This window comes from Chryseobacterium sp. PMSZPI (assembly GCF_002835665.1).
GTDB lineage: Bacteria > Bacteroidota > Bacteroidia > Flavobacteriales > Weeksellaceae > Chryseobacterium.
The window spans coordinates 80,910-106,855 of the sequence record NZ_PIZV01000077.1; the positions used below are offsets into that span (position 1 = coordinate 80,910).

17 protein-coding genes are annotated in these 25,946 nt (G+C 34.5%); 9 read left to right on the forward strand and 8 right to left on the reverse strand.

Going from position 1 to position 25,946, the window contains the following annotated elements; genetic code table 11:
* Positions 1-48 precede the first annotated feature (48 nt).
* The 8 genes from CW752_RS16140 to CW752_RS16170 form a co-directional block, all read right to left on the reverse strand.
* The gene (locus tag CW752_RS16140; protein WP_101240727.1) at positions 49-1,347 is read right to left on the reverse strand and encodes an HlyD family secretion protein; all 1,299 of its coding nucleotides are present in this window, start codon (positions 1,345-1,347) and stop codon (positions 49-51) included.
* A gap of 64 nt (positions 1,348-1,411) precedes the next feature.
* Positions 1,412-3,604, reverse strand: a complete 2,193-nt coding sequence (locus CW752_RS16145) for a peptidase domain-containing ABC transporter (RefSeq protein WP_101240728.1) — start codon at positions 3,602-3,604, stop codon at positions 1,412-1,414.
* A gap of 79 nt (positions 3,605-3,683) precedes the next feature.
* Entirely contained in the window at positions 3,684-3,830 is a 147-nt protein-coding gene (locus CW752_RS16970; RefSeq protein ID WP_185117651.1) for a hypothetical protein, read from the reverse strand.
* 94 nt (positions 3,831-3,924) lie between these two features.
* Positions 3,925-5,436, reverse strand: a complete 1,512-nt coding sequence (locus tag CW752_RS16150; protein WP_101240729.1) for a thioredoxin domain-containing protein — start codon at positions 5,434-5,436, stop codon at positions 3,925-3,927.
* A 745-nt stretch (positions 5,437-6,181) separates the two neighbouring features.
* Positions 6,182-7,138 carry a DUF3810 domain-containing protein gene (locus tag CW752_RS16155; protein ID WP_228401817.1) on the reverse strand — a complete coding sequence of 319 codons (957 nt, stop codon included), beginning with the start codon at positions 7,136-7,138 and terminating at the stop codon, positions 6,182-6,184.
* Positions 7,139-7,229: 91 nt separating this feature from the next.
* Positions 7,230-8,675 (reverse strand): MFS transporter, encoded by a 1,446-nt coding sequence (locus CW752_RS16160; protein WP_101240730.1) that lies wholly within the window; start codon positions 8,673-8,675, stop codon positions 7,230-7,232.
* A 39-nt stretch (positions 8,676-8,714) separates the two neighbouring features.
* Entirely contained in the window at positions 8,715-9,443 is a 729-nt protein-coding gene (locus CW752_RS16165; RefSeq protein ID WP_101240731.1) for a lysophospholipid acyltransferase family protein, read from the reverse strand.
* A 3-nt stretch (positions 9,444-9,446) separates the two neighbouring features.
* The gene (locus tag CW752_RS16170) at positions 9,447-9,905 is read right to left on the reverse strand and encodes a GtrA family protein (protein WP_101240732.1); all 459 of its coding nucleotides are present in this window, start codon (positions 9,903-9,905) and stop codon (positions 9,447-9,449) included.
* A gap of 366 nt (positions 9,906-10,271) precedes the next feature.
* On the opposite strand from CW752_RS16170, the gene CW752_RS16175 reads away from it, so the two are divergent.
* From CW752_RS16175 to CW752_RS16215, 9 genes are all read left to right on the forward strand, one after another.
* Complete coding sequence (locus CW752_RS16175) at positions 10,272-10,535, forward strand: hypothetical protein (RefSeq protein ID WP_047496631.1); 264 nt, start codon at positions 10,272-10,274, stop codon at positions 10,533-10,535.
* A gap of 85 nt (positions 10,536-10,620) precedes the next feature.
* Positions 10,621-11,472 carry a BadF/BadG/BcrA/BcrD ATPase family protein gene (locus tag CW752_RS16180; RefSeq protein WP_101240733.1) on the forward strand — a complete coding sequence of 284 codons (852 nt, stop codon included), beginning with the start codon at positions 10,621-10,623 and terminating at the stop codon, positions 11,470-11,472.
* A 15-nt stretch (positions 11,473-11,487) separates the two neighbouring features.
* Positions 11,488-13,773 carry an NADP-dependent malic enzyme gene (locus CW752_RS16185; RefSeq protein WP_101240734.1) on the forward strand — a complete coding sequence of 762 codons (2,286 nt, stop codon included), beginning with the start codon at positions 11,488-11,490 and terminating at the stop codon, positions 13,771-13,773.
* 492 nt (positions 13,774-14,265) lie between these two features.
* The gene (locus CW752_RS16190; RefSeq protein ID WP_101240735.1) at positions 14,266-15,561 is read left to right on the forward strand and encodes a carbohydrate porin; all 1,296 of its coding nucleotides are present in this window, start codon (positions 14,266-14,268) and stop codon (positions 15,559-15,561) included.
* 195 nt (positions 15,562-15,756) lie between these two features.
* Entirely contained in the window at positions 15,757-16,341 is a 585-nt protein-coding gene (gene ruvA / locus CW752_RS16195) for a Holliday junction branch migration protein RuvA (protein ID WP_101240736.1), read from the forward strand.
* 57 nt (positions 16,342-16,398) lie between these two features.
* Positions 16,399-23,439, forward strand: coding sequence for a cell surface protein SprA (sprA, locus tag CW752_RS16200; RefSeq protein ID WP_101240737.1), 7,041 nt, complete (start codon positions 16,399-16,401; stop codon positions 23,437-23,439).
* A gap of 120 nt (positions 23,440-23,559) precedes the next feature.
* Positions 23,560-24,786: a DUF4200 domain-containing protein gene (locus CW752_RS17050; RefSeq protein ID WP_228401819.1), complete on the forward strand. Its 1,227-nt coding sequence runs from the start codon at positions 23,560-23,562 to the stop codon at positions 24,784-24,786.
* Between the two features lie 153 nt (positions 24,787-24,939).
* Positions 24,940-25,317, forward strand: coding sequence for a glycine cleavage system protein GcvH (gene gcvH / locus CW752_RS16210; RefSeq protein ID WP_101240738.1), 378 nt, complete (start codon positions 24,940-24,942; stop codon positions 25,315-25,317).
* A gap of 25 nt (positions 25,318-25,342) precedes the next feature.
* Entirely contained in the window at positions 25,343-25,669 is a 327-nt protein-coding gene (locus CW752_RS16215) for a VanZ family protein (protein WP_185117652.1), read from the forward strand.
* Positions 25,670-25,946 lie beyond the last annotated feature (277 nt).

The window sequence follows — 25,946 nt, forward strand, 5'->3', positions numbered from 1 at the left end:
AAAATAAACCCGCAAATTGCGGGTTTATTTTTTTATAACGTTTTTAATTTAGCTTTGATAACCGAGTAATTTTCTGATTTGATAGAAAAATCTTTCTATAAGCCTAAGATCTTGAGTGACAATCTCAGCACTTCCTCTAAGTTCCTTATCAAAAATAAGCGTTTTGTTGTAGCTGGTTTTAAGGCCTTTTGGAAGAATTACGTCAACATAATAATTTCCTTTATCATCAGGAATTAAAGATATATTTTGAACTTTACCTTCAATAATACCATATTCCTGGAAACGATAATTATCTAATTTAATCAATACTTTTTCTCCCGGAATGATCTTTCCTGAGTTGGTCGTAGGTACAGACATTCTGCCGACTAATTTTTCCTTGTTTTTAGGAAGAATAGATAAGATAGGCTCTCCGGTTTTTACAAACTGATTCTCACCAAAAAACTGCTGAAAACTGGCAACACCATCAGTAGATGAGATGACAAGATAATTTTGTTCCCATAGTTTTAAGGATTTACGAAGCTGTTCAAATAACTGTAGAGTCTGAGAAGAATAAGTAATTCTGTCTTTTTCAGTATTAATGGCAGTTCCGCTTTTTGTTTTATTAAGGTTGGAAATGCCTTCCTCCATTTGAGAAATAGAAATATTAAGATTTTCAAGATTCTGTTGAGCCTGAAGGTATTTTATTTTTTCATTTTCAAGTTCCATAGAAGAAATTACCCCTTGGTTAAATAGATCCTGAGATCTTTGGAAGCTTTTCTTGGATAAATTATATTTAGCGCCTTCCAGGCTTTTTTGTTGCTTTAACGTTGCAATCCTTACACGATATTCAGAGATACTTTGATTGGCTGCAATATTTTCCGGAGCATAGGGCTGTAATCTGGTGAAAAGATCTTCGTCCTGAAATGCTTTTGCGAAGCTATTATAATCGCCCTGCAATTCTCCCAGTTTGAACCTTGAAGCTTGCGCAAGAGGGAAGGAGGATAATTGATTGGGAGCAATGGAATCCACTAATTTTTTCAACTCCAGTACATCTTTGTAGTTGGCAGCAGATTGCATAACCATCAATAAATCATTTTTCTTAACAAGCTGATGATCTTTAATGAATATTTTTTCAATCCTGGAGCTCATTCTTGCTTCTATTTTTTCCGGAGGATTTTGAGAGGTTACCATAATAGGTGCCGGAACAAATTCCGGGTACTTTATAAGGTAGCTCATTAAAAGTATCAGCAGGAGAATAATAAATATAATGGTATTTCCCCAGCGGATCATCCAATGTGGCGGCTGGGTAAGAATATCCTGTACACTTTCTGAGCGGAGTTCAATATTATCTAAAATATCTTCTTTCATAATTAATAAATTGTTTTGATACCTGCTTTTTCAGTTTCAGGTGTCACGACTTTGATTCCTGATATTAATTTCCTAATTCTAATTGATTTCTGACAAGTCTGTAATATTCTCCTCGCAGGTCTACCAGTTCAGCATGGCTTCCTTCTTCCACTACTTTTCCTTTGTCTAATACAATGATTTTATCAGCATGTTTTACGGTTGAAAGTCTGTGAGCAATAACTACAGCTGTTTTTCCTCTGAAAAATTGTTCGAGATTTTCCATAATGATTCTTTCGTTATTGGCATCCAGAGCTGATGTTGCTTCATCAAATAAAATATATTCCGGAGATTTATATACCGCTCTTGCTATGAATAATCTTTGTTTTTGTCCACCACTTACTCCAACTCCTTCATTTCCGATTTTTGTGTTGTAACTTAGAGGAAGGGTTTCTATAAATTCTTTGATATTGGCAATTTCTACGGCACGTCTTAATTTCTTCTTATCGATATGATCTTCGCCTACAGCAATATTATTAGCAATAGTGTCATTGAAGACATAACCTTCCTGCATAACAACACCACAATGGTCTCTCCAAAATCTAGGTGAAATATTTTTCAGAGTTGTACTTCCAATTCTAATCTCTCCCTGATCGGGCTCATAAAACTTCATGAGTAGCTTAAGTAAAGTAGTTTTTCCACTTCCGCTGGCTCCAACAATCGCAGTGGTTTTCTGATAAGGAATAGAAAGACTTAAGTTTTCAAAAACAGGAACATCAGATCCAATGTATCTAAAAGACATATCTGTTATTTCAATATCTCTTTGTGGAATGTCCATTACGTATTGTTCATTTTTATCTTCTTCATCTTCCTTGTCATGAATTTCACCTAATCTTTCAAGTGATATTTTCGCATCCTGTGTTTGTTTAATAAAGTCGATAAGTTGTAAAAGAGGACTGTTAAGCTGCCCAATGATATATTGAACGGAAAGCATCATCCCCAGAGTAAGGTTTCCGCTTAATACCAATTTTGCAGAAAGAAAACTTACCAGGATATCTTTCATCTGGTTGATAAAGTTACCTCCTACAGATTGCCACTGTTCAAGGGAAAGAGATTTGATTCTTATTTTAAATAGTTTTACCTGTAAAAATTCCCAATCCCATCGTTTTTGTTTCTCTGCATTATGCATTTTAATTTCCTGCATACCGTTGATGAGTTCAATTACTTTACTCTGCTCCTGGGAAACCTGGGAGAATCTTTTGTAATCCAGTTCTTTTCTCTTTTTTAGGAAAAAGCTGATCCATCCGATATACAATGCGGCACCTACAAGATAAACAATAAATAGCCTGTAATCATAGAGTAATAAGACAATACTGAATATGATAAGGTTGACCAAAGAGAAAAGGGTGTTTAATGAAGAGCTGGTAAGGAGCTGTTCAATTCTGTGATGGTCATTGATTCTTTGCATGATGTCACCCGTCATTCTCGTATCAAAGAAACTTATGGGAAGTTTCATGAGCTTGATAAAGAAGTCAGATATGATAGAAATGTTAATTCTGGCAGAAAGATGGAGAAGGATCCAGCTTCGGATGACTTCGATTCCCATTCTTCCGAAGAAAAGCATAACCTGTGCAAGGAGTACCAGATAAATAAAATTAATATCCTGGTTTTGTATCCCCACGTCTACAATACTTTGGGTAAGAAACGGGAATATTAGTGAAAGTAAACTCCCTCCTAAAAGACCGATAGCAAGTTGAATAACAAGCGATTTATATTTTAATAAATATTTTGAAAGAAAAGCAAAGCTGGCTTTGCTTTGATCTGCATCAAATTCGGTTTGGAAGAAAGCAGGGGTTGTTTCCAGAATAAGGACAATACCTTCTTCTGTATTTTCATTGGCATTTTCCCCAATCCAGGATTTTATGAATTCATCTCTGGAATAGGTAATTAAGCCATAACTCGGATCGGATATGTATACCTTATTGTTTTTATCGATCTTATAAACAACCACGAAGTGATTTTTATTCCAGTGTACAACACATGGAAAAGGAACTTCTTCAACGAGGGTGTTGAAATCAATCTGGACTCCCATAGAACGGAACCCCAGGTTTTCTGCTGCATCACTTAATCCCAGAAGGCTACTTCCTTCACGGGTTGTTTCTGAAAGATTACGAATTTGTTGTAATGAAATACTTTTGCCATAATATTTACTTACAATCCTAAGGCAGGTAGGTCCGCAATCCTTAGTATCCGGTTGCTTATAAAAAGGGAATTTTTTCAAAATTAATACTCATTATAAAATGCCGTCAAATAGACGACATTTTTAATTATTTCAATATTATAATTCAATGAATGGTTGGCTAGAAATAGCACCATTGGTTACACGAGTCTATGACACCTTCTTTAGGTGGAGTTATCTTGTTGGGGTGGGAATAGCTTGCTTCCGCCTGTATTGGTGTCCCTTTTGAAGTTTTCCAACTTTCTCTCAGGCTTTTTAATCTTTTCATATAATAGTTTTTAATTTTCCTACTCTTTTACGGTTTTTCGGAAGTCGCTTTTTGCTTTTCCTAAGATAATGAAATTTTCGAATCGCAGATTTTTCTATTGGATGTCTTCATCTTCAATTAATTCATCTATAAAAAACACAATATCATCACGATCATATTTTTCCGGGAACTGATATCCATTGATAATCAAGATCGGCGTGAAGTTAAGTCCTGCATTGCTGTTATCTTTTGACATTTCAATTAGAGGATTCAAATTTTCTGTTGTGGAGTTTCCGCCGGATATGGCATTGATTTTAGCTTCATCCCTTGTTTCGAACCATGTTTCTATAGTTTTCAGGAAGTCCTTCTCCGGCTTGTTGTTGTAAATATGGGTGAAATCAGAAATTAATTGGGTGAATTTTTCATTGGTTCTTTCAGGTGAATAATTGAATCTCATTTGTACAGAAAGATCATTAGGATATTTTTCCAAAAGATTTTCTACAATTTTATGAGCATCTTTACAAAAGCCACAATAAGGGTTGGATACAATGGAAATACGAAGTTTGCCCTCTTTATTTCCCACTGAAAATGTTTGGTTATCCTGGAATTCTATTTTTTCATTTTGTAATAACTGACTTTTGAAAAGTTCATAGTTTCTTTTAAATCTTAGGTTTTTAGCGTTAGATTTTTGAAGCTCCTCTCTTTGTGAAAGTATATTATTGAGATATAAAACCGCAGAAAAGATAATTGCCCATAAAATAACTGTTAGTAATAAAGCTCCAATCCCAAAGGTCAGGTTCTCGAAAAACAAAGTGCTAATGACTAATTGCCCAACAAGAATGGAAATGATTAAAAGACAAACTTTACAAAATGTTTTTTCTACAAATGCCTGAATATATAAAGAATAGCCAATTGCGATTACAGAAACAAAAGTAAAGCCTTTTACAATATTACCTGTTACAGGAAAGAAAAGTCCCAATACAGCAAGCCCGATAAAGTAGATTAAGGAAAAATCAGAAAATTTTAATCCTAAAATACTGGTCTTATCTTGTTTTATAATTTTATCACATGCGTTGGTAGGCTGAGTGGCTGTTGCTGCACCACATATACTTCCAATAACTGTTGATGTATTTCCGAACTTTTGATTAAAAATCTCAACAGAGATGTATACTCCTGCTAGAGATAATAAATTAAACAATGCTTCAAATAGGGATAGGCTTATAAAAGAATAAACAAGAACAACTGCAAAAATAGCATATAGAATAGGCTTAAAATTAAATACTGTTTTACTTTCTGCATTTACTGTTTTTTCAAATAGAAGTACAAAATTCATAGATTTTTGATGAAGCTCTTCTTTATTGAGTGTTTTGGCCTTCTCTGAATAAACGGAATAATTATTTCCTGCCTTTTTTACCAATGAGAAAGAATTTTCGACAATAGCAATAAACTCTTCGGGTAACTCGTCCCAATATTCCTTATCAAGTTCATATGCATCATTTTTTACCCCCATAAAGTTTAAAGTATCACTAAAGGCTAGTGCAGAAGGGTAATTCGGATGGGAGTTAAACTGGAAAATAAACTCCTGTTTATCGAGTTTTAGATAGTTAATTAGTTTGTCGAAAATCATGTTAATATTTTTATCTAAAATACACAGATGTTTTGAATTTACAAAAAAATTTTTCTTTTATTAGTGAGATATAGAGGTGTATTGATCGATATGATTTGAGTTTCAATAAATTGATTACGTATTTTTTTTAGAAATAATTAATTGAAAAGAAGAATATTAGTATTATTTCCTTTAATATCTTATTATTAAAATGAAATTCCAAAATATTTATATTAAAATCAGATATATTACTAATTGGTATTCCTTATTTTTGAGTTCTTTACTTATTGGTTTTATTTAAAAATGAGTCTTTATGCCTGTTTTAAAAAAATTAAAAGCTAAATAAAAAAGCATCTATTTTTTAATAATCTATGAAAGTGAAAAAGATAGAAATATTTTTAATCATTATGCGAATAACTCTACTTTTTACTTCATGCAAAAAGTCAAATAACTGGAATATTTCATGTTTAAACAAATGTTTAATTTTGTGTGTTTTTCGTAAATAAAGTGCCTTTTAATTATTGTTTTTAAGTTATGTAGTATGTTTGAATGTATTTAATGTTGTATGTGTATGAACTCAAAAAAACATAAAAAATCATAAAGTTTTCATAAAGTTTTAAAAAAGGAGATAAATGTTTTTGTATTTGTAAAATATGTCGTACTTTTACATCGCCTTGAATGAGGGAACAAGTCAAGGTAATAAATTTTTTTTCATCATTTGTGTTTTTAGAATCGTATCGCCTGATACGATTCTTTTTTATGGTCTTTAGTTTTCGTAGTTTAAAAGGAGATCTATAAAGTATGAATAGGTAACCGAACCTTCCTGTTGATTGCTCTTCAAAAACAGATTATTCGTGAATCCAAAGAAAGTGTCAAGCCAGCCTTGATGATTGAAAATAAATCTTTTCTCGTAGAGTCTATCTCTTCTCATCGCAGGAGAATATTGATTCAAAACAGATTTTACAAATGCAGGGTCTTCATCCACAATGAATTTTAAAAGGCTCTTTAACGTAAAATATTCGGTACTATATCTCAAATCATTATTGCTGGAATTGATCCCTATAAGATAGCCTATAAAGTTGGCTTCCTGTTCTCGGGCAAATCCTAGCTGATGAGAACTCTCATGTGCTGTAGTAAAAGGGATGAACGTATGTGGCAATTCAGCGTTGTACTGAGCTTCTGCCGTAAAAGGATTGTAATACCCCAGAATTCCCGTAAAACTCATTACATTCTTAAATAAACTTGGTTTAATACTAAGAACCTGCGTTACTTTTTTATCTGAAATATATTGAGGGAGTTTGGTCTGTTGATAAAGTATTTCCTGTTGCACGGATTTTAGATTGGTAATAACGAATACTCCTTGATGATCTTCGTGTACCAACTGTCGTGTTGTTTTACATTTTTCAAGATATTGTAACGCTAGTTTTTTTGCTTTATTGATCTCTGGTTTCTCCTGATTTGAAAGCTTTTTGATAATAGGAGTCTGGAAATATAACATTCCCCAAAAAATCTGATAGATAAAATAGAAGATATTGATTACCATCAGAAGCTTTAATAAAGAGCTATTTCGACATTTCTTTTTGAATAAAGTTATGCAATAATAAAGAAGAGTTATTCCAAGTAGAATGTACATCAAATCTCCCATAGAAAAAGGGAGCCAACTGAAGAGTATTTGATGAAATGTCTTTTGAAGTTCAAAAAAGTCTTCAAAAAAAGAAATCATCAACTTTGATTTTGAGAAGCCGTAAAACAAAAGAAATTGGGCAAGTAATAAACCTGCCCAAAACCTTTTCTTATATATTATTTTTGTTGTATTAATGACCATTACCTTTAGATACTTTATCCAGATCAATACCCTGAGCTTTTAATATTCCACTTACACGGATTGCATAGAATGCAAGATAAGCAAAACAAATAACTCCTACGATATAGCTAAAATGAATATTGGTAATATCTGCTATGTAACCTTGTATAAAGCTTACAATACCACCTCCCATAATCATCATGATTAAGTATCCGGATCCTTGATTTGTATGTTTTCCGAGACCATTGATTGCCAAAGCAAAAATACAAGGCCATAAAGTAGAGCAGAAAAGCCCTACACTGGTAAATGCATATACAGATACCATTCCTGTAGTAAACATACCGATCAATAATGCTGTGATTCCTGCTAAAGAGAAAATTAATAGCATTCTTGCTGGATTTCCTTTACTCATAATATCACAAATAATCATAGCGATGATAATGAAACCATATACATAGAATGGAGAAAGATCATGCTTAGCAATAGCATTCACAAGTAAAAATACAGAGAATGCAAGATAGGGTGCTAAGAATCTTAATATTTTTTTGAATCCGGCACTGAAGTCAAATGCTTCTACAGCTCCGGTCCAACGACCAATCATTAATGATGCCCAGTACAATGAAATGTAAGGAGCCACATCTTTAGTTTCAAAACCTAAGTTTTTTTCCATATAAGCAGGAAGATTGCTGGCTGTTGAAACTTCTACTCCTACATAAACAAAAATGGCAATCATTCCCATAACCAACTGAGGGTATTGAAAGACTGAGCTTCTGTGCTCTCCCGGAGTAACATCATCAGTGTCTGTTGTATTTGTTGGTGTTACAGCTGGAAGTGATGAAAACTTAAGCATTAAAGCAACTAGGGCAAAGGCTGCCCCTAAGGTTAAATAAGGAATTTTTACACTTTCTATACTGGCTTCCGTATTGGCTGCAGATGCAGATCCGAAAATAGCAAAAGCAACAATAAGTGGTCCTATTGTTGTTCCTAAATTGTTGATCCCTCCGGCCATTGTTAATCGTTGTGATCCTGTTTCGCTAGGACCTACTTCAATAGCTAATGGGTTAGCAACAATTTGTTGAAGAGAAAATCCTAAACCTACAATAAATAATCCGGAGATCATTAACGGGAAAGATTTCATGTTGGCTGCCGGATAAAACAATAAGGTACCTACTGCAGAAATAAGAAGTCCCAGAATAAGTCCGTTTTTGTATCCGATTTTGTTGATCAAGTCCTGCTTAAGGCCTTTTGATACAGCCATATAAATTAAAGAGCCTACAGTATACGCTACATAAAAGCATATCTGTACCAACATGCTTTCAGTTTGAGATAAATTGAAGGCTTTTTGAAACACTGGAATCAGAATGTCATTACTTGCAGCTACGAATCCCCAGAAGAAGAATACGGTAACCAAAGGAATGAATTGAGCCCAATTAGTTTGTTTAGAATAATTTGACATATTTATTAAAGATTTCACAAACAAATATAACTATTTCCTTTAAACAGAATGCTTTAATAAGGTTTTTTTTATTTCTTCGAAAGCTTCTGATTTTGAGTCCTTTGGAGAAGGTGTAGGGTTTATGACTCCATTGAAATACACTCTTACTCTGCCTGGATACCCCTTAGAATTGTCAAAAGGAAACATTTTTTTTAACCCAATAAAGGTATATGCAGCAATAGGGGAGTTATGTTTTGAAGATAAAATAAATGCACCATCCTTAAATTCATCCAGGATGATAGAGGTGTCATCAGGTACTCCTCCCTCGGGGAAAATGGCAATTGTATTTCCTTCTTCCATTTTTTCAGCGCATCTTCTATATACATCTGCCCGACTTCTTGCGCTGGTTCTGTCTACCATAACACATATCCTTTTATAGATTGTTCCGAAAATAGGAATCTTTACAAGTTCTTTTTTTCCCACAAAGCATACCGGGTGATCAGGAAGCAGAATGCAGGTTAGCATGATGTCCATAATAGATGTATGATTTGAGATGAAAACATATTGTTTGTTTTTATCTATCTTTTGGTCAGAGAGTTTTATAAGGTCATATCTGAAACCCATTCCGTAAAACATTCCAAAACACCAGATGCGCACAAATTTATAAGCATATTTATAATGCTTTTTACTAAAAGATAAAATGTAAACGGGAATTCCCAGAATGATTGTTAAAAAGAATGCTAATAACAATAACCAGAACCTCCATAGGTAATTTAAAATTTTTGTCACAGTTTAACCATTAAAAATTACTTTCTTCTTTATTGAATAGTTAAGTACGGAAACCAGTAGAATAGCTGAAATCTTACTAATCATTTCCGGGCTCAAGGTATAAAAAAATAAATTGATATTGTCCTTAAATATAAAGCTGTAAAATATTTGAAAGAAACTTAAACTTAATAAAGTGGAAAAGAAAGATACAACCATAAAATAAAGGAATTCCTTTTTCTTGGAATGCTTTCCTCTTTCAAAAACAAACCAGATGCTAAGAAAATAATTGGTAATAATACCACAGCTTGTTGAAAAGATATTACTTAAAGGATAATGTATCCCATGGAAATTGGTCTCTTTAGCAAGGAAATGAGGAAGATAGGTGCTGAATATTTTAAAGCTGCCAATCTCAACAATAGCACTGAGCCCTCCTGCAATAATGAAGAACAAAATTTGTTTTTGGCGTATAAGTATTTCTTTCATTTATTTAATATAAAAACTAAAATATGGATTACATATTGTGTTAAATATTAGAATGTTTTACATCTCAATGGCTAAGATTTTATTCCTATTTCGATCATCAATAATGATTTTCTTCTGTCAACTATAATGAAGCTACACAATATGAATGTGCAAATTTATAACTATATGTTAAACACTGAAAAAAGTTGTTAAAATATTTTTTTAAATAAAAATAATTTCTAAATTTAATATTCCAAACGATGTAAAAATAACCTGATAATAAATTCATTTTCAACGCCTTGTGTTGATGGTCTTTTCTATCTTGTAATGCGTGGTTGAAAGCATACTACTCCAACATTTTATGACCCAATTTATAATAATATTTGTATGAAACGTCAAAACAAATACAGAAAATTCCAGCTTCAACAGAAAAATATTGAGGCTCTTGAGAGAGAAAATTCCCGCTTCAAAAGAGTGTATTCCGAATATGAAAATATGTCTAATGAACTTTGGAATCTTGAAAACTCCAGTGGGGAACCTGTGCCGGATGATTTTATCAATGCCATGGTACTACAGACTTCTTATCTGGAAGATGAAATTGAAGATTGGCTTCTGCAATTCAACGAAAAAAAAACTGACATAAAACATTAGTGATATAAAACAGCTTCGGGATTGTTTTTAAACGCTATTTGAAGATAAATTCATAATTTAGCATCCTTAAATTAAAATCTAAAATATGGTTGCTATTGTAGATAGTGGTTCTACTAAAACAGATTGGGTGATACTGGATGACTTTAAGAAAGTTTTCCTGAAAACAGAAACCATTGGCTTCAACCCGAATTTTATCAATAGAGAACTTATCGCTCCTGAAATAAGGAAGAACAGCAACCTGATATTGGTTAAAAATTCAATTACCAAAGTATTTTTCTATGGTTCCGGATGTGGAGTAAAGAAAAACTGCGAAATTATAGAAGAAGAGCTTAATAAGGTATTTGAAAAAGCTGAAATCATTGTAAAGGAAGACCTGATGGCTGCAGCTTATGCGGCATACAGCGGGAAACCTGCCATCGTGTGCATTCTGGGCACAGGATCAAATTCTTGTTATTTTGATGGTAAAAATCTGAAAATTGAATTACCTTCACTTGGGTTCCTAATCGGAGATGAGGGAAGTGGAAGTGCTATTGGAAAACAACTGGTACGTAGATATTTCATGAAAAAATTACCATCAGATCTTCATCGAGAGTTTGAAATAAACTATAAGCTTACTGTGGAAGATGCATTGAAAAATATGTATCATGCTCCAAGGCCAAATGCCTACTTAGCTAATTTTACCAAATTTGTTATCGAAAGAAAGGATCATCCTTATTTTAGAGATATGGTTTTTGAAGAGATGAAAAATTTCTTTGAATATCAGGTTCTTCCTTATCATGAAGCAAAAGATGCCGAGATCAATTTTATTGGTTCTATTGCTTATTATTACGAAAATATTCTACGTTCTGTAGCTACAGAACTTAATTTAAATGTGGGACATGTTGTACAGAAACCAATTGAAAGCTTAGTTGACTACCACATTAAATATATACTCTAACAAAAAACGAAATTTATGTCAAGTAACAACAATCGCGACGAAAAGAACTTTAGCCAGGCCGCGTTAGATTATCATAAAGCAGAACCGAAAGGAAAAATTGAAGTTATTCCATCAAAACCACACTCTTCCCAAAGAGATTTATCACTAGCATATTCTCCGGGAGTGGCAGTTCCTTGTATGGAAATTCATGACAAGCCTGAAACTGTATATGATTATACAGGAAAAGGAAATCTGGTGGCTGTAATTTCTAACGGTACGGCTGTGCTTGGATTGGGAGATATCGGTGCTGAAGCTTCTAAGCCGGTAATGGAAGGAAAAGGTCTTCTATTTAAAATCTTTGCAGACATCAATGTATTTGATATCGAAATTGATGAAAAAGATCCGGATAAATTTATTGAAATAGTAAAAGGAATTGCTCCAACTTTCGGAGGAATCAACCTTGAAGATATCAAAGCTCCTGAAGCATTCTATATTGAACAAAGGCTGAAAGAAGAATTGAATATTCCTTTGATGCACGATGACCAGCACGGGACAGCAATTATTTCTGCTGCAGCGTTGATCAACTCATTACAAATTGCCAATAAGAATATTGACGAGGTGAAAATGGTTGTAAACGGAGCTGGAGCTGCGGCTATTGCCTGTACGAAGCTTTATATTTCATTAGGACTGAAGAAAGAGAATGTTTTGATGTGTGACAGTAAGGGAGTGATTAATCACAAAAGACAAAACCTTACTCCTGAAAAATTGGATTTCATTGCACAAACGGATATTGAAACATTAGAAGATGCCGTAAAAGGATCTGATGTTTTTGTAGGATTGTCGAAAGGAAATGTAATGACTTCGGAAATGCTATTGAGCATGAACGAAAACCCTATCGTTTTTGCATTGGCGAATCCTGATCCGGAAATTGCTTACGATCTTGCTATTGAAACTCGTAAAGATGTGATCATGGCAACAGGAAGAAGTGATTATCCTAACCAGGTGAACAATGTATTAGGATTCCCTTATATCTTCCGAGGTGCATTAGATGTTCAGGCTACAGGAATCAATGAAGAAATGAAATTAGCTGCTGTGCATGCTATTGCTGATTTAGCAAAAGAGCCTGTGCCGGAAGCCGTTATTTTAGCATATAACGTTCAGAGCTTACAATTTGGAAGAGAGTATTTTATTCCAAAACCATTCGACAACAGATTGATTACAAAAGTATCAAGCGCAGTTGCAAAAGCTGCTATTGAAAGCGGAGTTGCAAGAAAAACAATCACTGATTTCGAAGAGTACGAACATCAACTTCTCGATAGAATGGGAAGAGATGAAAGATTGGTAAGAATGATGCAGAGTCGTGCAAAATCCAATCCGAAAAGAATCACTCTTGGAAATGCTGAAGAATATAACGTATTGAAAGCAGCTCAAATTCTTTATGAAGAAGGAATTGCTTATCCAAGCCTTTTGGGGGATAAAAAATACATCAAACAGCAGATGGAACGTTACGGGATTAATCTGGATGTTCCCATCATTGATCCAAGTGATGATGATCAAAAAGAAAACAGAAAAAAATATAGAGAAACGCTTTGGAAACTTCGTCAGAGAAAAGGAATGAACGAGTATAAAGCTAAGAGATATGTTCGTCAGAGAGATTATTTCGGACCTCTAATGCTAAAACATGGAGATACAGACGGTCTTATCGTTGGATTCTCTAAAAATTATACTTCCGTTTTACGTCCTATTCTAGAAGTTATTGAAAAAGATAAAGGAGTAGATAAAGTAGCAGCAATGATGATGATCCTGTCTGAAAAGAAACCTATTTTCTTTGCAGATACTTCCATCAATCAAAACCCTACAGCAGAAGACTTGGTAAATATTGCTAAAATGGCAGAATTTACAGTAAAATCTTTTGCTATCGAGCCGAGAATTGCAATGCTTGGATTTGAAAATTTTGCAGCAATCTCTGAAACTTCCAAGAAGGTAGCGAAAGCAGTCAGCATTCTTCATGAAAAATACCCTAAAATGATTGTAGATGGAGAAATTCAACCGGATTTTGCCATGAACGCAGATCATTTAAGCGATTATCCATTCTCAAAATTAGGAACAACACCTGCCAATACATTTGTTTTCCCGAATTTAGAAAGTGCCAACTTATCTTATAAAATTTTGAGAGGAATGAAAGTTGCTCAGGTTATCGGACCTATTTTGATGGGATTAAAGCAGCCTGTACACGTACTTCAGATGCGTTCAAGCGTTGATGAAATCGTAAATCTTGCAACAATTGCGGTTCTTGACGCTCAGAGAAGAGAGAAAAAATAAAATCGATATCATATACATTGGTTTTATAAAATCGATGATTAGAATAATACCGGGTAAATTTTTACCTGGTATTTTTTTTATCAATATTTGTTTTTTAAGTTCATTTGACATTTTTTTTCAAAAATATTTTTTTATAAAAAACGATAGTTTGAATATGATTTTTTATAAAAAATGATTTCATATTTCTATTATTCTTGAATGTTGTTTTTGCGTAGTATTTTATTGTAATTTGTTGATTTTTAGATTGTTGTATTGTTGTATTTGAAAAATATTTATATATTTGATTTGAAAAACACAAAGAACTTACTAAAAACACAAAACACAAATGAATGAAAGTAGGAAAATATTAGAATAATCTAATATCTGTCATAGATCCATAATTCCTATCATCATTTTTTTGATTTTCTATAGCAACTGTGAAATCTTGCTTTCTGGAGATTTGTATTGTTTTTTAGTTGATTCTTTTAGGTATAGAACCATAAAGAAAGAACGATGAAAAAAAAGACATTTATGAAATCCGGATGTTTCCTGTTGACAATACTGGGTGTTCAACTATGTTATTCGCAAAAATTTAATCCGCATCAATTTACAGTCAACGGCTATATAAGAACAGGAATAGGGTGGACAGACGGTGGGCAGATGGTTAATTTTACTACTCCTGAAAATCAACATAAATTTAGAATGGGAAATGAGGCCAACCATTACGGAGAGCTTCAATTCAATTATAAGTATAGGAATAAAGATTCTGTTAATTTATATGAGGTTACCTATATGATGGCCAAGTATATTCCTTATGGAGGTGATGAATATAAACAGTTTCCGGAAACAAGCCAGTTGTATGGTAAAATCAATAAAGTAGTTAAGAATGCCAATCTATGGATAGGAAAGAGGTACTATGATCGTAGAAATGTTGAGTCATTAGATTACTTCTGGATCAATTCTGCACAAAACTCTCAACTGGGCGTTGGAATAGAGAATTATCAGGTGAAAAATTCAGGAAATTTAAATTTGGCATTATTAAGATTTAAATATGGTAAGAATGATTCCCATTCCTATGTGGCAGATTTTAGGTATTTAGATGTTCCGGTTTCTGAGCATTCAAAGCTTAATTTTTTAGGACAATATAGTGTCAAAACTGAAGATGAAATCCTAAATACTCCAAGGTGTTCTGGGTATGCCTTTGGTGGATGGTGGACTTATTCTAAAGACCATATTACTCATACCTCTACCGTATTATTTCGAAAAGGAAGTTCTATTGTAGAAAGTCCTTATAGCGGAAAAACAATATCGGAATTTGCTGATGGAAAGGGGATGTATGATCTCGATCGTGCCAATTCACTGGATATCATCAATAATTTTGTATATGATGATAAAAGAAGACATGCTATACAGGGATCACTTACTTATCAATATAGAGATTATGGGATTGGAAATGTCACAGAAAACGGACTCTTACTTGATAACAAATCTGCTAAAAATTGGTTTAGCGTTGGATTTCGATATTTATATTATATCAATAAACATTTCAACCTTGCTCTGGAAGCCGGTAATGACTACATGAAAAGCAATAAAACCGGTATAGAGGGAAGTTTACAGAAAATTACATTTTCGCCTCAGATTTCTTGGGATTACGGATACTTTTCCAGACCTGTTTTAAGGCCGTTTATTACCTATGCACATTGGTCGGACAGTTTTGTAGGAATGACCGGAACTTCAAATTTTAATATGAAATTACTCAATAAAAACCATGGAATTTCTTTTGGTCTCCAATTCGAAATTTGGTGGTAAATGATAACCTCCGGATAAGATATTATTTTTTAATAATAAATATTGATATTGGGAAACTAATAATTTTTGAAGTATTTTGTTTTTCTGTTAATTCCTTGAATTCTCATTTTAAATTTAAGTTAAAAATCATTCGTACGTGAAATGAAAACATTAATTAGTTTAAATTACTATATTTGGGTGTTTTAAAAATTAATAATGATATTTTCTTTACAAGGCACTGTTCAAGAACTTACGCCTACCTACGCAGTAATCAATGTACAAGGAGTTGGATACTATGTGGGAATCAGTTTAATGACCTCACAGACGCTGGTTTTGAATCAGCAGACTTTTTTATTTATCCAACAAATCATCCGTGAAGATGCCCATCTTCTCTTTGGATTTAACACTCGTTCCGAAAAAGAAATGTTCAATCTGTTAATAAGCGTTAACGGAGTAGGAGCAGTCTCTGCCCTTATTTTGCTATCGACATTAAGCCTTGATGAAATTGCCTCTGCAATACTTTCAGGGAATAGTGCTTTGATTCAAAAAGCAAAAGGAATTGGTGCTAAAACTGCCGAAAGAATTATTGTTGACCTTAAAGATAAAGTCCAGAAATTCAGCGGTCACGCCGAGAATATTTCTGTGTTGGTGGATAATAAAATTAAGGAAGAATCGTTATCTGCATTAGAAGTTTTAGGGATTCCTAAGCGAGCGAGCGAGAAGATTGCCGATAAAATATTGAAACAAAATCCAAGTATCTCAGTTGAAGAATTGGTTAAACAAATTTTAAAAAACATTTAACATTTGGTGGCGAATAATAAGCATCTTAACATATTTTTGTTCCTGTCGTTTTTATGCATGTCTGTAAGTGCCTTTGCACAACAGGTGAAAGATACAGCGATTATCCGAAAAGAATATGAAGTGGCCGACCCTACAAGGTACGAAGCCTACTACGATATAAAAACCGGGATGTACTATGTATATCCTAAAATCGGAAATACCATTACAGGTCCTCCTACAGCAATGTCTCCGGAAGAGTATAAAGAATACATGCTCGCTACCCAGACAAAAGCTTATTACAAGGAGAAATCCGACAAATACAATCTTCTCTTCAGAAAAGATAAAACCGACGCCAGGAAAAAAGGCCTCATTCCTTCTCTACTTATCAATAACAAACTTTTCGAAACGATCTTTGGTGGAAATAAAATTGAAATTATTCCTTCAGGATATGCATCTCTGGATTTTGCAGGGCTTTATCAGAAGATCGACAACCCAATGATTCTGCCACAAAACAGGACCAGTTTCACTTTTGATATTGATCAGAGAATTCAGCTGGGTTTATTGGGGAAAGTGGGAGAAAATCTACAACTAAAAGCCAATTATGATACGCAAAGTGGTTTCGCCTTCGAAAACAGAATGAACATCGCCTGGCAGGCAAAAGGAAGTTGGAAAGACCTTCAGCAGAAAGGTCTTGGGAATGTAGATAAACCCAATGAAGGAGGTGAAGATAAAATTATTAAAAGAGTCGAATTTGGTAATGTAAATCTGCCACTTTCCACAAGTTTAATTCGTGGTTCGCAGTCATTGTTTGGGGTTAAAGCAGAGTTTCAGTTAGGGAAAACCTTTGGAACGGTTGTTCTTTCTCAACAACAAGGGGAAGCCCGAAATATTGTTGTACAAGGAGGTGGAGTGATGAACAACTTCAAGGTCAATGCAATCGATTATGAAGACAATCAGCACTACTTTTTAGGACATTATTTCCTGGATAAATATGATGGAGCATTAGTTAATTATCCACAAATCAATTCTACCATCAATATTACCCGATTGGAAGTATGGGTATTGGATCAGGGAAATAGTAACCTGGCTTATCAAAAAAGTATTATCGGGATCAGGGATTTGGGAGAAAGTCCTGGAATATTACCGGATAACTCGCTGAACGGATTATATGACGCAGTTTCTACTACTGCCGGAACCAGAGAACCGGGTAAAAATTATGCTCCTGTTTTCCAAGGGCAGACTCTTCCGGGAAGTACACAACCATATGATAATGGGGAGCAATTTATCTTTAATACCAAAGCAAGACGACTTAATGCTAATGAGTATACCATGCAACCGCAGTTGGGATATATTTCATTAAATCAAAGGCTTAATGAAAACCAGCTTTTAGCAGTTTCTTATTCATATACGGTTAACGGAAGCAATAAAGTTTACAAAGTAGGGGAGTTTTCGGAAGAAAGTTCTGTGTTAGTTACTAAGGTGTTAAGACCAAACAATAAAGTGAATGTACAATCTCCAATGTGGGATCTGATGATGAAGAACGTATATTCTTTGGATGCGGGACAGGTAGCAAAAGATGGTTTCATTCTTAACGTATATTACAGAGATCAAAAAACCGGAGGTAAAGTAAACTATCTTCCGGATACTCAGGTTCAGAACCTGAATTTATTGAAATTGTTCAATTGGGACCGCCTCAATATGAATGGAGATATTCAGAATAATAAGGATGGTAGTACGGGAGATGGAATGTTTGACTTTGTTAATGGGATTACCATCAGACCTGAAAATGGAAAAGTTATTTTTACCAAAGTTCAACCGTTCGGTAATTATATGCAAAATGTATTGGGAAGTAATGATCCGCAATATGTTTTTCATGATCTATACGATAAACAAAAACAGGATGCTACTGCCAGTAATCTAGCCCAAAGATATACGATGGAAGGTCGTTATAAAGGAACACAGGGGCAGGGTATTTCTTTAGGAGCAGTTAACGTCCCACAAGGATCTGTAAAAGTTTCAGCAAACGGAGTTCAGCTTACAGAAGGAGTAGACTATACGGTAGATTATATGCTGGGAACGGTTACGATTATTAATGAAAACGTAAAGCAATCGGGACAAGCAATTAATATTTCATTAGAAAATCAATTGACATTTAATACCCAAAGAAAAAGATTCCTAGGATTAAACCTGGAAAGGAGATTTAATGAACACTTTATCTTAGGAGGAACCGTCGTTAATTATTCGGAATCCCCACTTACTCAAAAAGTAAATTATGGACAGGAAGCAGTAAATAATACAATGGCAGGGATCAATTTGATGTATAACAATCAAGCTCCTTACCTTACAAGATTTACAGATAAGCTTCCTTTGATAAAAACTGAAGCTCCATCCAATATCAATTTCAAGATGGAGGCAGCTTACTTACTTCCGGGATTGAATAAAGGAACCAATAATCAGTCTTATATTGATGACTTTGAACAAACCACTTCTAAAATATCATTAAAAGAGCCTGCGGCTTGGAGCTTAGCTTCAAGACCGGAGAAAAATAATTCTGCACCATTCAATGGAGCGCCTGCCAACGATGATTTGACAAGTGGCTATGGAAGAGGATTGTTATCTTGGTATAATATTGACCCTAGATTCTGGGGAGTAGGAGGAAAGGCCCCATCCGGAGTTACTCAACAATCCGTATCTAACCACGCTTCGAGAAGAGTACAATATTCTGAGATTTATAATAACAGGGATTTTGTGGCAGGAGAGCAAACCTTTACGAATACTTTTGATATCTCTTATTATCCTCAGGAAAGGGGACCATACAATGTGAATACCGGATCAGAATCGGCTCAAAACAGATGGGCCGGTATTATGAGATCTATTAGTGTACCTAACTTTGTTACTTCCAATATCGAATATGTTGAATTCTGGATGATGGATCCATATGCAGACGGAAATCAATTAGGAACTAATGCCAGAATGTTATTACATTTAGGAAACGTGTCCGAGGATGTTCTGAAAGATGGTAAGCTGTTGTATGAAAACGGTCTTCCGACACCGGGAACACCTTCGTCTACTACCAGTTCAAATTGGGGAGTACAACCCAAACAACCCCCTATTCTTTATGCATTCTCTTCAGAAGGGGATAATAGAAAAGCACAGGATACAGGATATGATGGTTTGACTTCTGATCAGGAATCGATGAAATTCGGGAATACATTTGTGAATCCGATTACCAATATCGTAGACCCTGCAGTAGATGACTTTGTTTTCTATATGTCGGATAAATTTACAGGAAATCAGGCGGCTTCTGTTGTTCAGAGATATAAATACTTTAGAAATCCTGAAGGAAACTCAGAAGCGAACTCATTAAATGTTGCTTCACAAACTCCGGATGCAGAAGATATCAACAAAGATTATAACCTTGATCAAACTGAGAGTTATAACGAATATATTGTAAAACTAGATCAAGCGAGTCTTTCATTAGGCCAGAACAATATCGTAGATGTTAAAACTGTAAAAGCTAATTTCCAAAATGGACAATCTTCAGAGGTGAAATGGTATTTGTTCAGAATACCGGTTTCCAAATTTGATGGAGATGGAGCTGAGGGAGAACGTAATGCATCGGTACTTAATAATGTAAGATTTGCAAGATTAATGCTAACAGGATTTGAGCAAACATCAACTTTAAGATTCGGGACAATGGATCTTGTAAGATCAGACTGGAGAAGGTATCCAAATAAAATTGCCAGTGAACTTGTTACAGCTCCGGAAGAAGGAACAGGTGGAGGAGCTACAATGAATAATAACTTTGAAGTAGGAAGTGTAAATATTGAAGAGAATGCTTTAAATACACCTCCATATGTATTGCCTCCGGGAATTGACAGACAAGTTTTGAGTGGAAATGCCGGGGTTCAAAGACAAAATGAAGCTTCTCTTTATATGAAAGTGACTGATCTTAACTCAGAAGCTAGAGGGGTTTTTAAAAATACATCACTGGATATGAGAAGATATAAGAAGTTAAAACTTTTTGTACATGCTCATGATCCTGCAAATAGAGATAAAAATGTAGGAAAAATAGATCCTAGAACTAAATTTTTCATTCGTTTTGGGAATGATGCTACGGATAACTATTATGAATATGAATCTTCTTTATTGCTTACAAGTACAACCGCAACGGCGCCAATGGAAATCTGGCCAATGGAAAATACTATTGAATTTGATATTCAGAGTTTTGTAGATGCCAAGATAAGAAGAGATAAAAATTCTGCTATCAAGATAACAGATAGAACACTAGACCCGGTATTTGCACAGGCTAATCCCGGAGGAATTAAAGATATCTATATCAAAGGACGTCCAAGCTTAGGTAATGTTACAACCATCATGATTGGGGTAAGAAATGCAGACAGGACAGCCGGCGCTATGACCCGGGTTCTTTGGGTGAATGAGATTCGTCTTTCTGAAATTGAAAACGATGGAGGGTACGCAGGAAACGCAAGTTTAAATTTCAACTTAGGAGATTTTGCAACGGTGAATACCAACGCTTCCTATACATCAGTAGGTTTTGGAAATATAGATTCAAAACCGGCGGAAAGAAACCAATCTACTCAATCGGCATTTAGTATCAATACGGCAATCAATGTAGATAAATTATTACCGGAAAAGACAGGAGTGAAAATTCCTTTGAATTATTCCTATTCACAGACGATAGAAGATCCGAAATACAATCCTTTGGATACCGATGTTGAATTTAGTAAAGCTCCTAATAAAGAGCAATTGAAAAAAGTAGCGAGAACATATACTCAACAAAGAAGTATAGGAGTTGTTAACATGCGTAAAGAAAGGGTTAATCAAAATAAAAAACCTAAGTTCTATGATGTTGAAAACATCTCCGTTACTGCTGTTTATAATGATGATTATTTTAGGGATATCTATACCAAGAGAAACTATAGACAATACTTGAGAGGGTATATTGATTATAATTATACCTTCAAGCCATGGGTGGTGAAGCCTTTCAATAAAATGATCAGCGATACCGCAAAATCCACTAAATATCTGAAATGGGTTAAAGAATTTAACTTCAATCCAATTCCTACAAGGTTATCTTTCAGAACAGAAATTGACAGAAATTACAATGAACTTGAATTTAGAAATGTAGAAGCCATTCTGGGAGGAAATACAACCGGAAATTTTGATGCAATCAGAAACAGAAACTTCTATTTCGGATGGCAGTATGGTTTAGGATTCAACTTTTCAAAATCACTAAAATTAGAAATTAATTCCGCAACAAGAACATTGAATGATAATGTTGATGTCAATACAATGGATAGCAAGTCTATCTTTGGAAATGTATTCAGAGCGGGTAGACCGGTGTTATACAATCATAGAGTACAATTAAACTATAAGTTGCCATTCCAATATCTTCCATATTTGGACTTCATTGATGCAGAATTAGGATATGGATTTACTTACAACTGGAATGCAAGATCTACAGCATTGCTGTCAAGTCCAAATGGATCTTTAGGATCAGTAGGGCAAAATACCAATGTGATCCAGGCTACAGCTACAGCTGATATTCCGAAGTTCTTTGGACAGTTTAAATATTTTAAAAATATTGCTGCAAAACTTCAGAAACGTAAACAGGAAATTGACTCCTTGAATAATGTATATACAAAACAATGGGAAAAGAACAGATACAGATATAAGAGCTATAAATTCAAGAATAAGTTATCTGTGCTTCAAAGTGCGGCCTTCTTCCTGACTTCCTTCAAACAATTGGATGTCAACTATACTGAAAATAATGGTACAGTACTTCCAGGGTTATTATCAGCTCCAAACTGGTATGGGTACGGACAGACTTTAGGAGGACCTACATTAGGTTTCTTATTGGGATCGCAAGCAGATATTAGAAGAATCGTTATGGAAAATGGATGGGTAAGTGACTCTCCATATATGACGGATCCATATGTGAGAACATCAACTAAAGAATTAAGAGCAAATCTACAGATTGTACCGATGAATGATTTTAGAATTGATTTTAATGTCTTGCATAATTTTAACAATAGTTTCTCCCATTCAGGATTTAATTATGTAGATCCTGTAACCAATATGCCTGATTCTAATTTTACTTTTGCTAATGACCTTATCACTTATTCTAATTCTACGATGCTTTTGAAAACCTCGTTTAAAGATGGTCAAGCAGTTTATCAAACAATTAGAGAAAATGCAAGGGCGTTCTCTCAGCAATTAGCTGGCCCGGGTGCAGTTATAGATAATGATGGATTTGCCAAACATTATAGTATTGCTAATGCTTATGTTTTGATTCCTGCATTCAGAGCAGCGATGGAAGGAAAATCAGTAACACCAATAGGAAATCCTAAAAAATCAGGCTTCCCATTGCCAAACTGGAGAATTACGTATTCTGGGCTAAAAAATATTCCAATAATTAATGGACAGTTCTCAAAATTTGATATTCTCCATGGTTATACGGCAACTTATACAGCTTCCGGGATTCAAAGTAATATTGACTATAAAGGTAATGAAGGAGGATATTATCAATCGATAGATGCCTCTGGTAATGTGGTTAAAAATGACGGTGATAAGATTAATCCTTATACATTCGCACAAGTAGGTTATGTAGAATCATTCGCACCACTTATTGGAGTAGATGTAACCATGAGAAATAATATGCAGTTTGGTTTACAGTACAATAGAAATAGAATGATGATGTTAGGATTAGTTAATCATACTATTACCGAAGATGCCAACACAGAATATGTGGTTAGGCTTGGTTATATTATCCGAAATTTCAGATTAGGTGCCACTACCGTACGAAGAGGAACAAAAGGAAAAGGAAGTGACCTTAACATCAGAGGAGATATTTCATTAAGAGACAGCAAAACGTCTATCATGAATATTTTATTAAATGATTCACAGATCACAGGAGGGCAGAGACTTTTAAATATTAAACTTTCCGCAGACTACAATGTCTCTGAAAATCTAAACTTAAGAGTATTCTATGAGCAAATGACCTCTAAATATAAAATCTCAACAGCCTTCCCGCTGTCTACGATTAGAGCGGGTATTTCTGCAACATTTACCTTTGGAGACTCCGGTGGATTCTAAAATAACATAAACTTTATAGTAAAGCCTCTTTCTTTTTTAGAAGGAGGCTTTAATTTTCATTAATAATACCATATTTGTAGATTTTAACATTATTTTTGCAACTTATTAATTCAAGAAACCATGAGAAAAATTATTTCGCCCATTTTTTTTATTGTGTCTGGTCTGTTTATGGCACAAAATCTTACTCCCACGGCATCTATTTCAGGTGCAGGATCCGCTGATAACTTTAAAGGAGGGTATACGTTTGCTTATGCAACCTCCGGAACCCCCTGGAATGGTTCGCTCTTAAGTTTTGGAGGTTTTAATAGTAATAATTATGATACGCAGTTAAGTGCAGATTATGGACCTAATGGAGGAGGTCATATTTCCTTTAGAACAAAGAACGGAGATACCAATGTTTGGAATTCTTGGTATGAATTAGCCACCAAAAAAGCTAATGATTTTATAGGAAATCAAACCATCATGGGAAACCTGGGGATTGGTACTGCTACACCCGTTGAAAAACTTACTATATCTGGCGGACATACAGGTTCTATGATTTTATTGAATTCTTCCGGAGATGGAGGAAATAGTCCTGCCAACCTTACACTTTGGGCTTCGGAGCCACAAGAAACTTATACAGGAGTAGGAATTGGTAATAACGTGAAGAATTATAACCCTGGCAATAACCAAGTGTTTCCTCGTATCAATACAAGTACAGGAGGATCATATATGAGATTATTGGACAACCAGATTAATTTTAACCTGATTTCTAATACAGGAGATAATAAGCAAATGGCTACTTTAGTTAGAGATAAGTTTGAAGTAGGAGGTTGGTTGGCTTCTCAAGCAAACTCAAATGAAGGAGGAGCAATTATTTTAGAAAACTCTTCAAAATTATCTCCCAATACGGCTAGAAAATGGGTTTTGTACAACATGACAGGGAGCTACGGAAATGCTTTGCAATTTTGGAGCTATTCTCATGATGGAGCAATGTATGGTTCTAAGTTAACACTTTCAGATACGGGTAATATGGCCTTATATGGGAAACTTGAAGCTAAGGAAGTAAAAGTAACCCTGACACCAACAGCTGATTTTGTATTTGATGAAAACTATGATTTATTAAAACTAGATGCTGTTGAAAAACACATCAAAGAAAAAAAACACCTTCCGGAAATTGCATCTGCCAAAGAAATGGAAAAGGAGGGAGTAAACGTAGGTGAGTTTCAGATTAAGTTATTGCAGAAAATAGAAGAACTTACCCTATATACTATCGAACAGAATAAACAGTTGAAAAAGCTTCAGAATGACAATGAAATGCTAAAATCTGAAGTTAACAAATTAAAGAAGAACAATAAGTACAGGTAATAATTTTACCACAATAAATAAAAACTTTTTAATATCCGGAATCGCTGCTCCAGCAACGATTTTTTATTTCCATTCAAAATTTCAGAAAGATGCCTATTAAGGCTTTGAACGTTTTATAATTTTGAATACATTTGTAAAAATAAAAATTTAAAAATGAACACACCATCAGAATTAAAGTACACTAAAGATCACGAATGGATCAAGATTGAAGGTAATGTTGCTACAATCGGTATTACAGACTTTGCTCAAGGAGAACTTGGAGACATCGTATACGTAGATGTAGATACTGTTGACGATGAACTTAATGGAGGAGACGTTTTCGGAAGTGTAGAAGCGGTAAAAACTGTTTCAGACTTATTCTTACCAATTTCAGGGAAAGTTATTGAATTCAATTCGGAATTAGAAGATCAACCAGAGTTGTTGAATACAGATCCTTATGGAAACGGATGGATTATTAAACTAGAAGTTGCTGATGGAGCAGACCAGTCTGAATTACTTTCTGCAGAAGATTACCAGGCTATCATTGGATAAAATTTCAAAAATATTTAGTAAGATATTGCCCATTTATTGGGCATTTCTTACTTATATGCTTCTCAAGCCGGGCGAAGAGAATCATGAGTACTGGTTCATGTTTTCAGGTATTGATAAAGTGCTTCACTTGAGCATATTTGCAGCCTTGGGATTTTGTTTCATTGCTACATTTCCTAAAATCAAATTTTCATATTTTTTTCAAATTATCCTTATATATGCATTCCTTACCGAAATTCTTCAGGAAGAAATGGGATTAGGAAGATCAATGGAAACTTTGGATATAGTAGCTGATGCTATTGGCTGTCTTATTGGATATTTTACCTATAAGCTATTAATCAAACGTTTTTTCTAGTCACGGTTCTAGATTATTATAAGCTTGATGCTTCACATTTTTTTCACACTCTGGGACTCTCAAACTCTCTAACTTTTTTCGGAGCTTCATCCCGCTATCCACTCATACTCCTCGCTCCGACGCGCATCCCCTCCAACTCTCCAACCCTCAAACCCTCCTGCTCTCCCACGCTCCAACCCCCAGCTGCGGGGTAACCGTTTCTATGGTAAGTTTACATTACTTAAAATACTTGAATAAATTAGTGTAAAAATTAAACCTAAAGAGTAAAAGCAGCAGG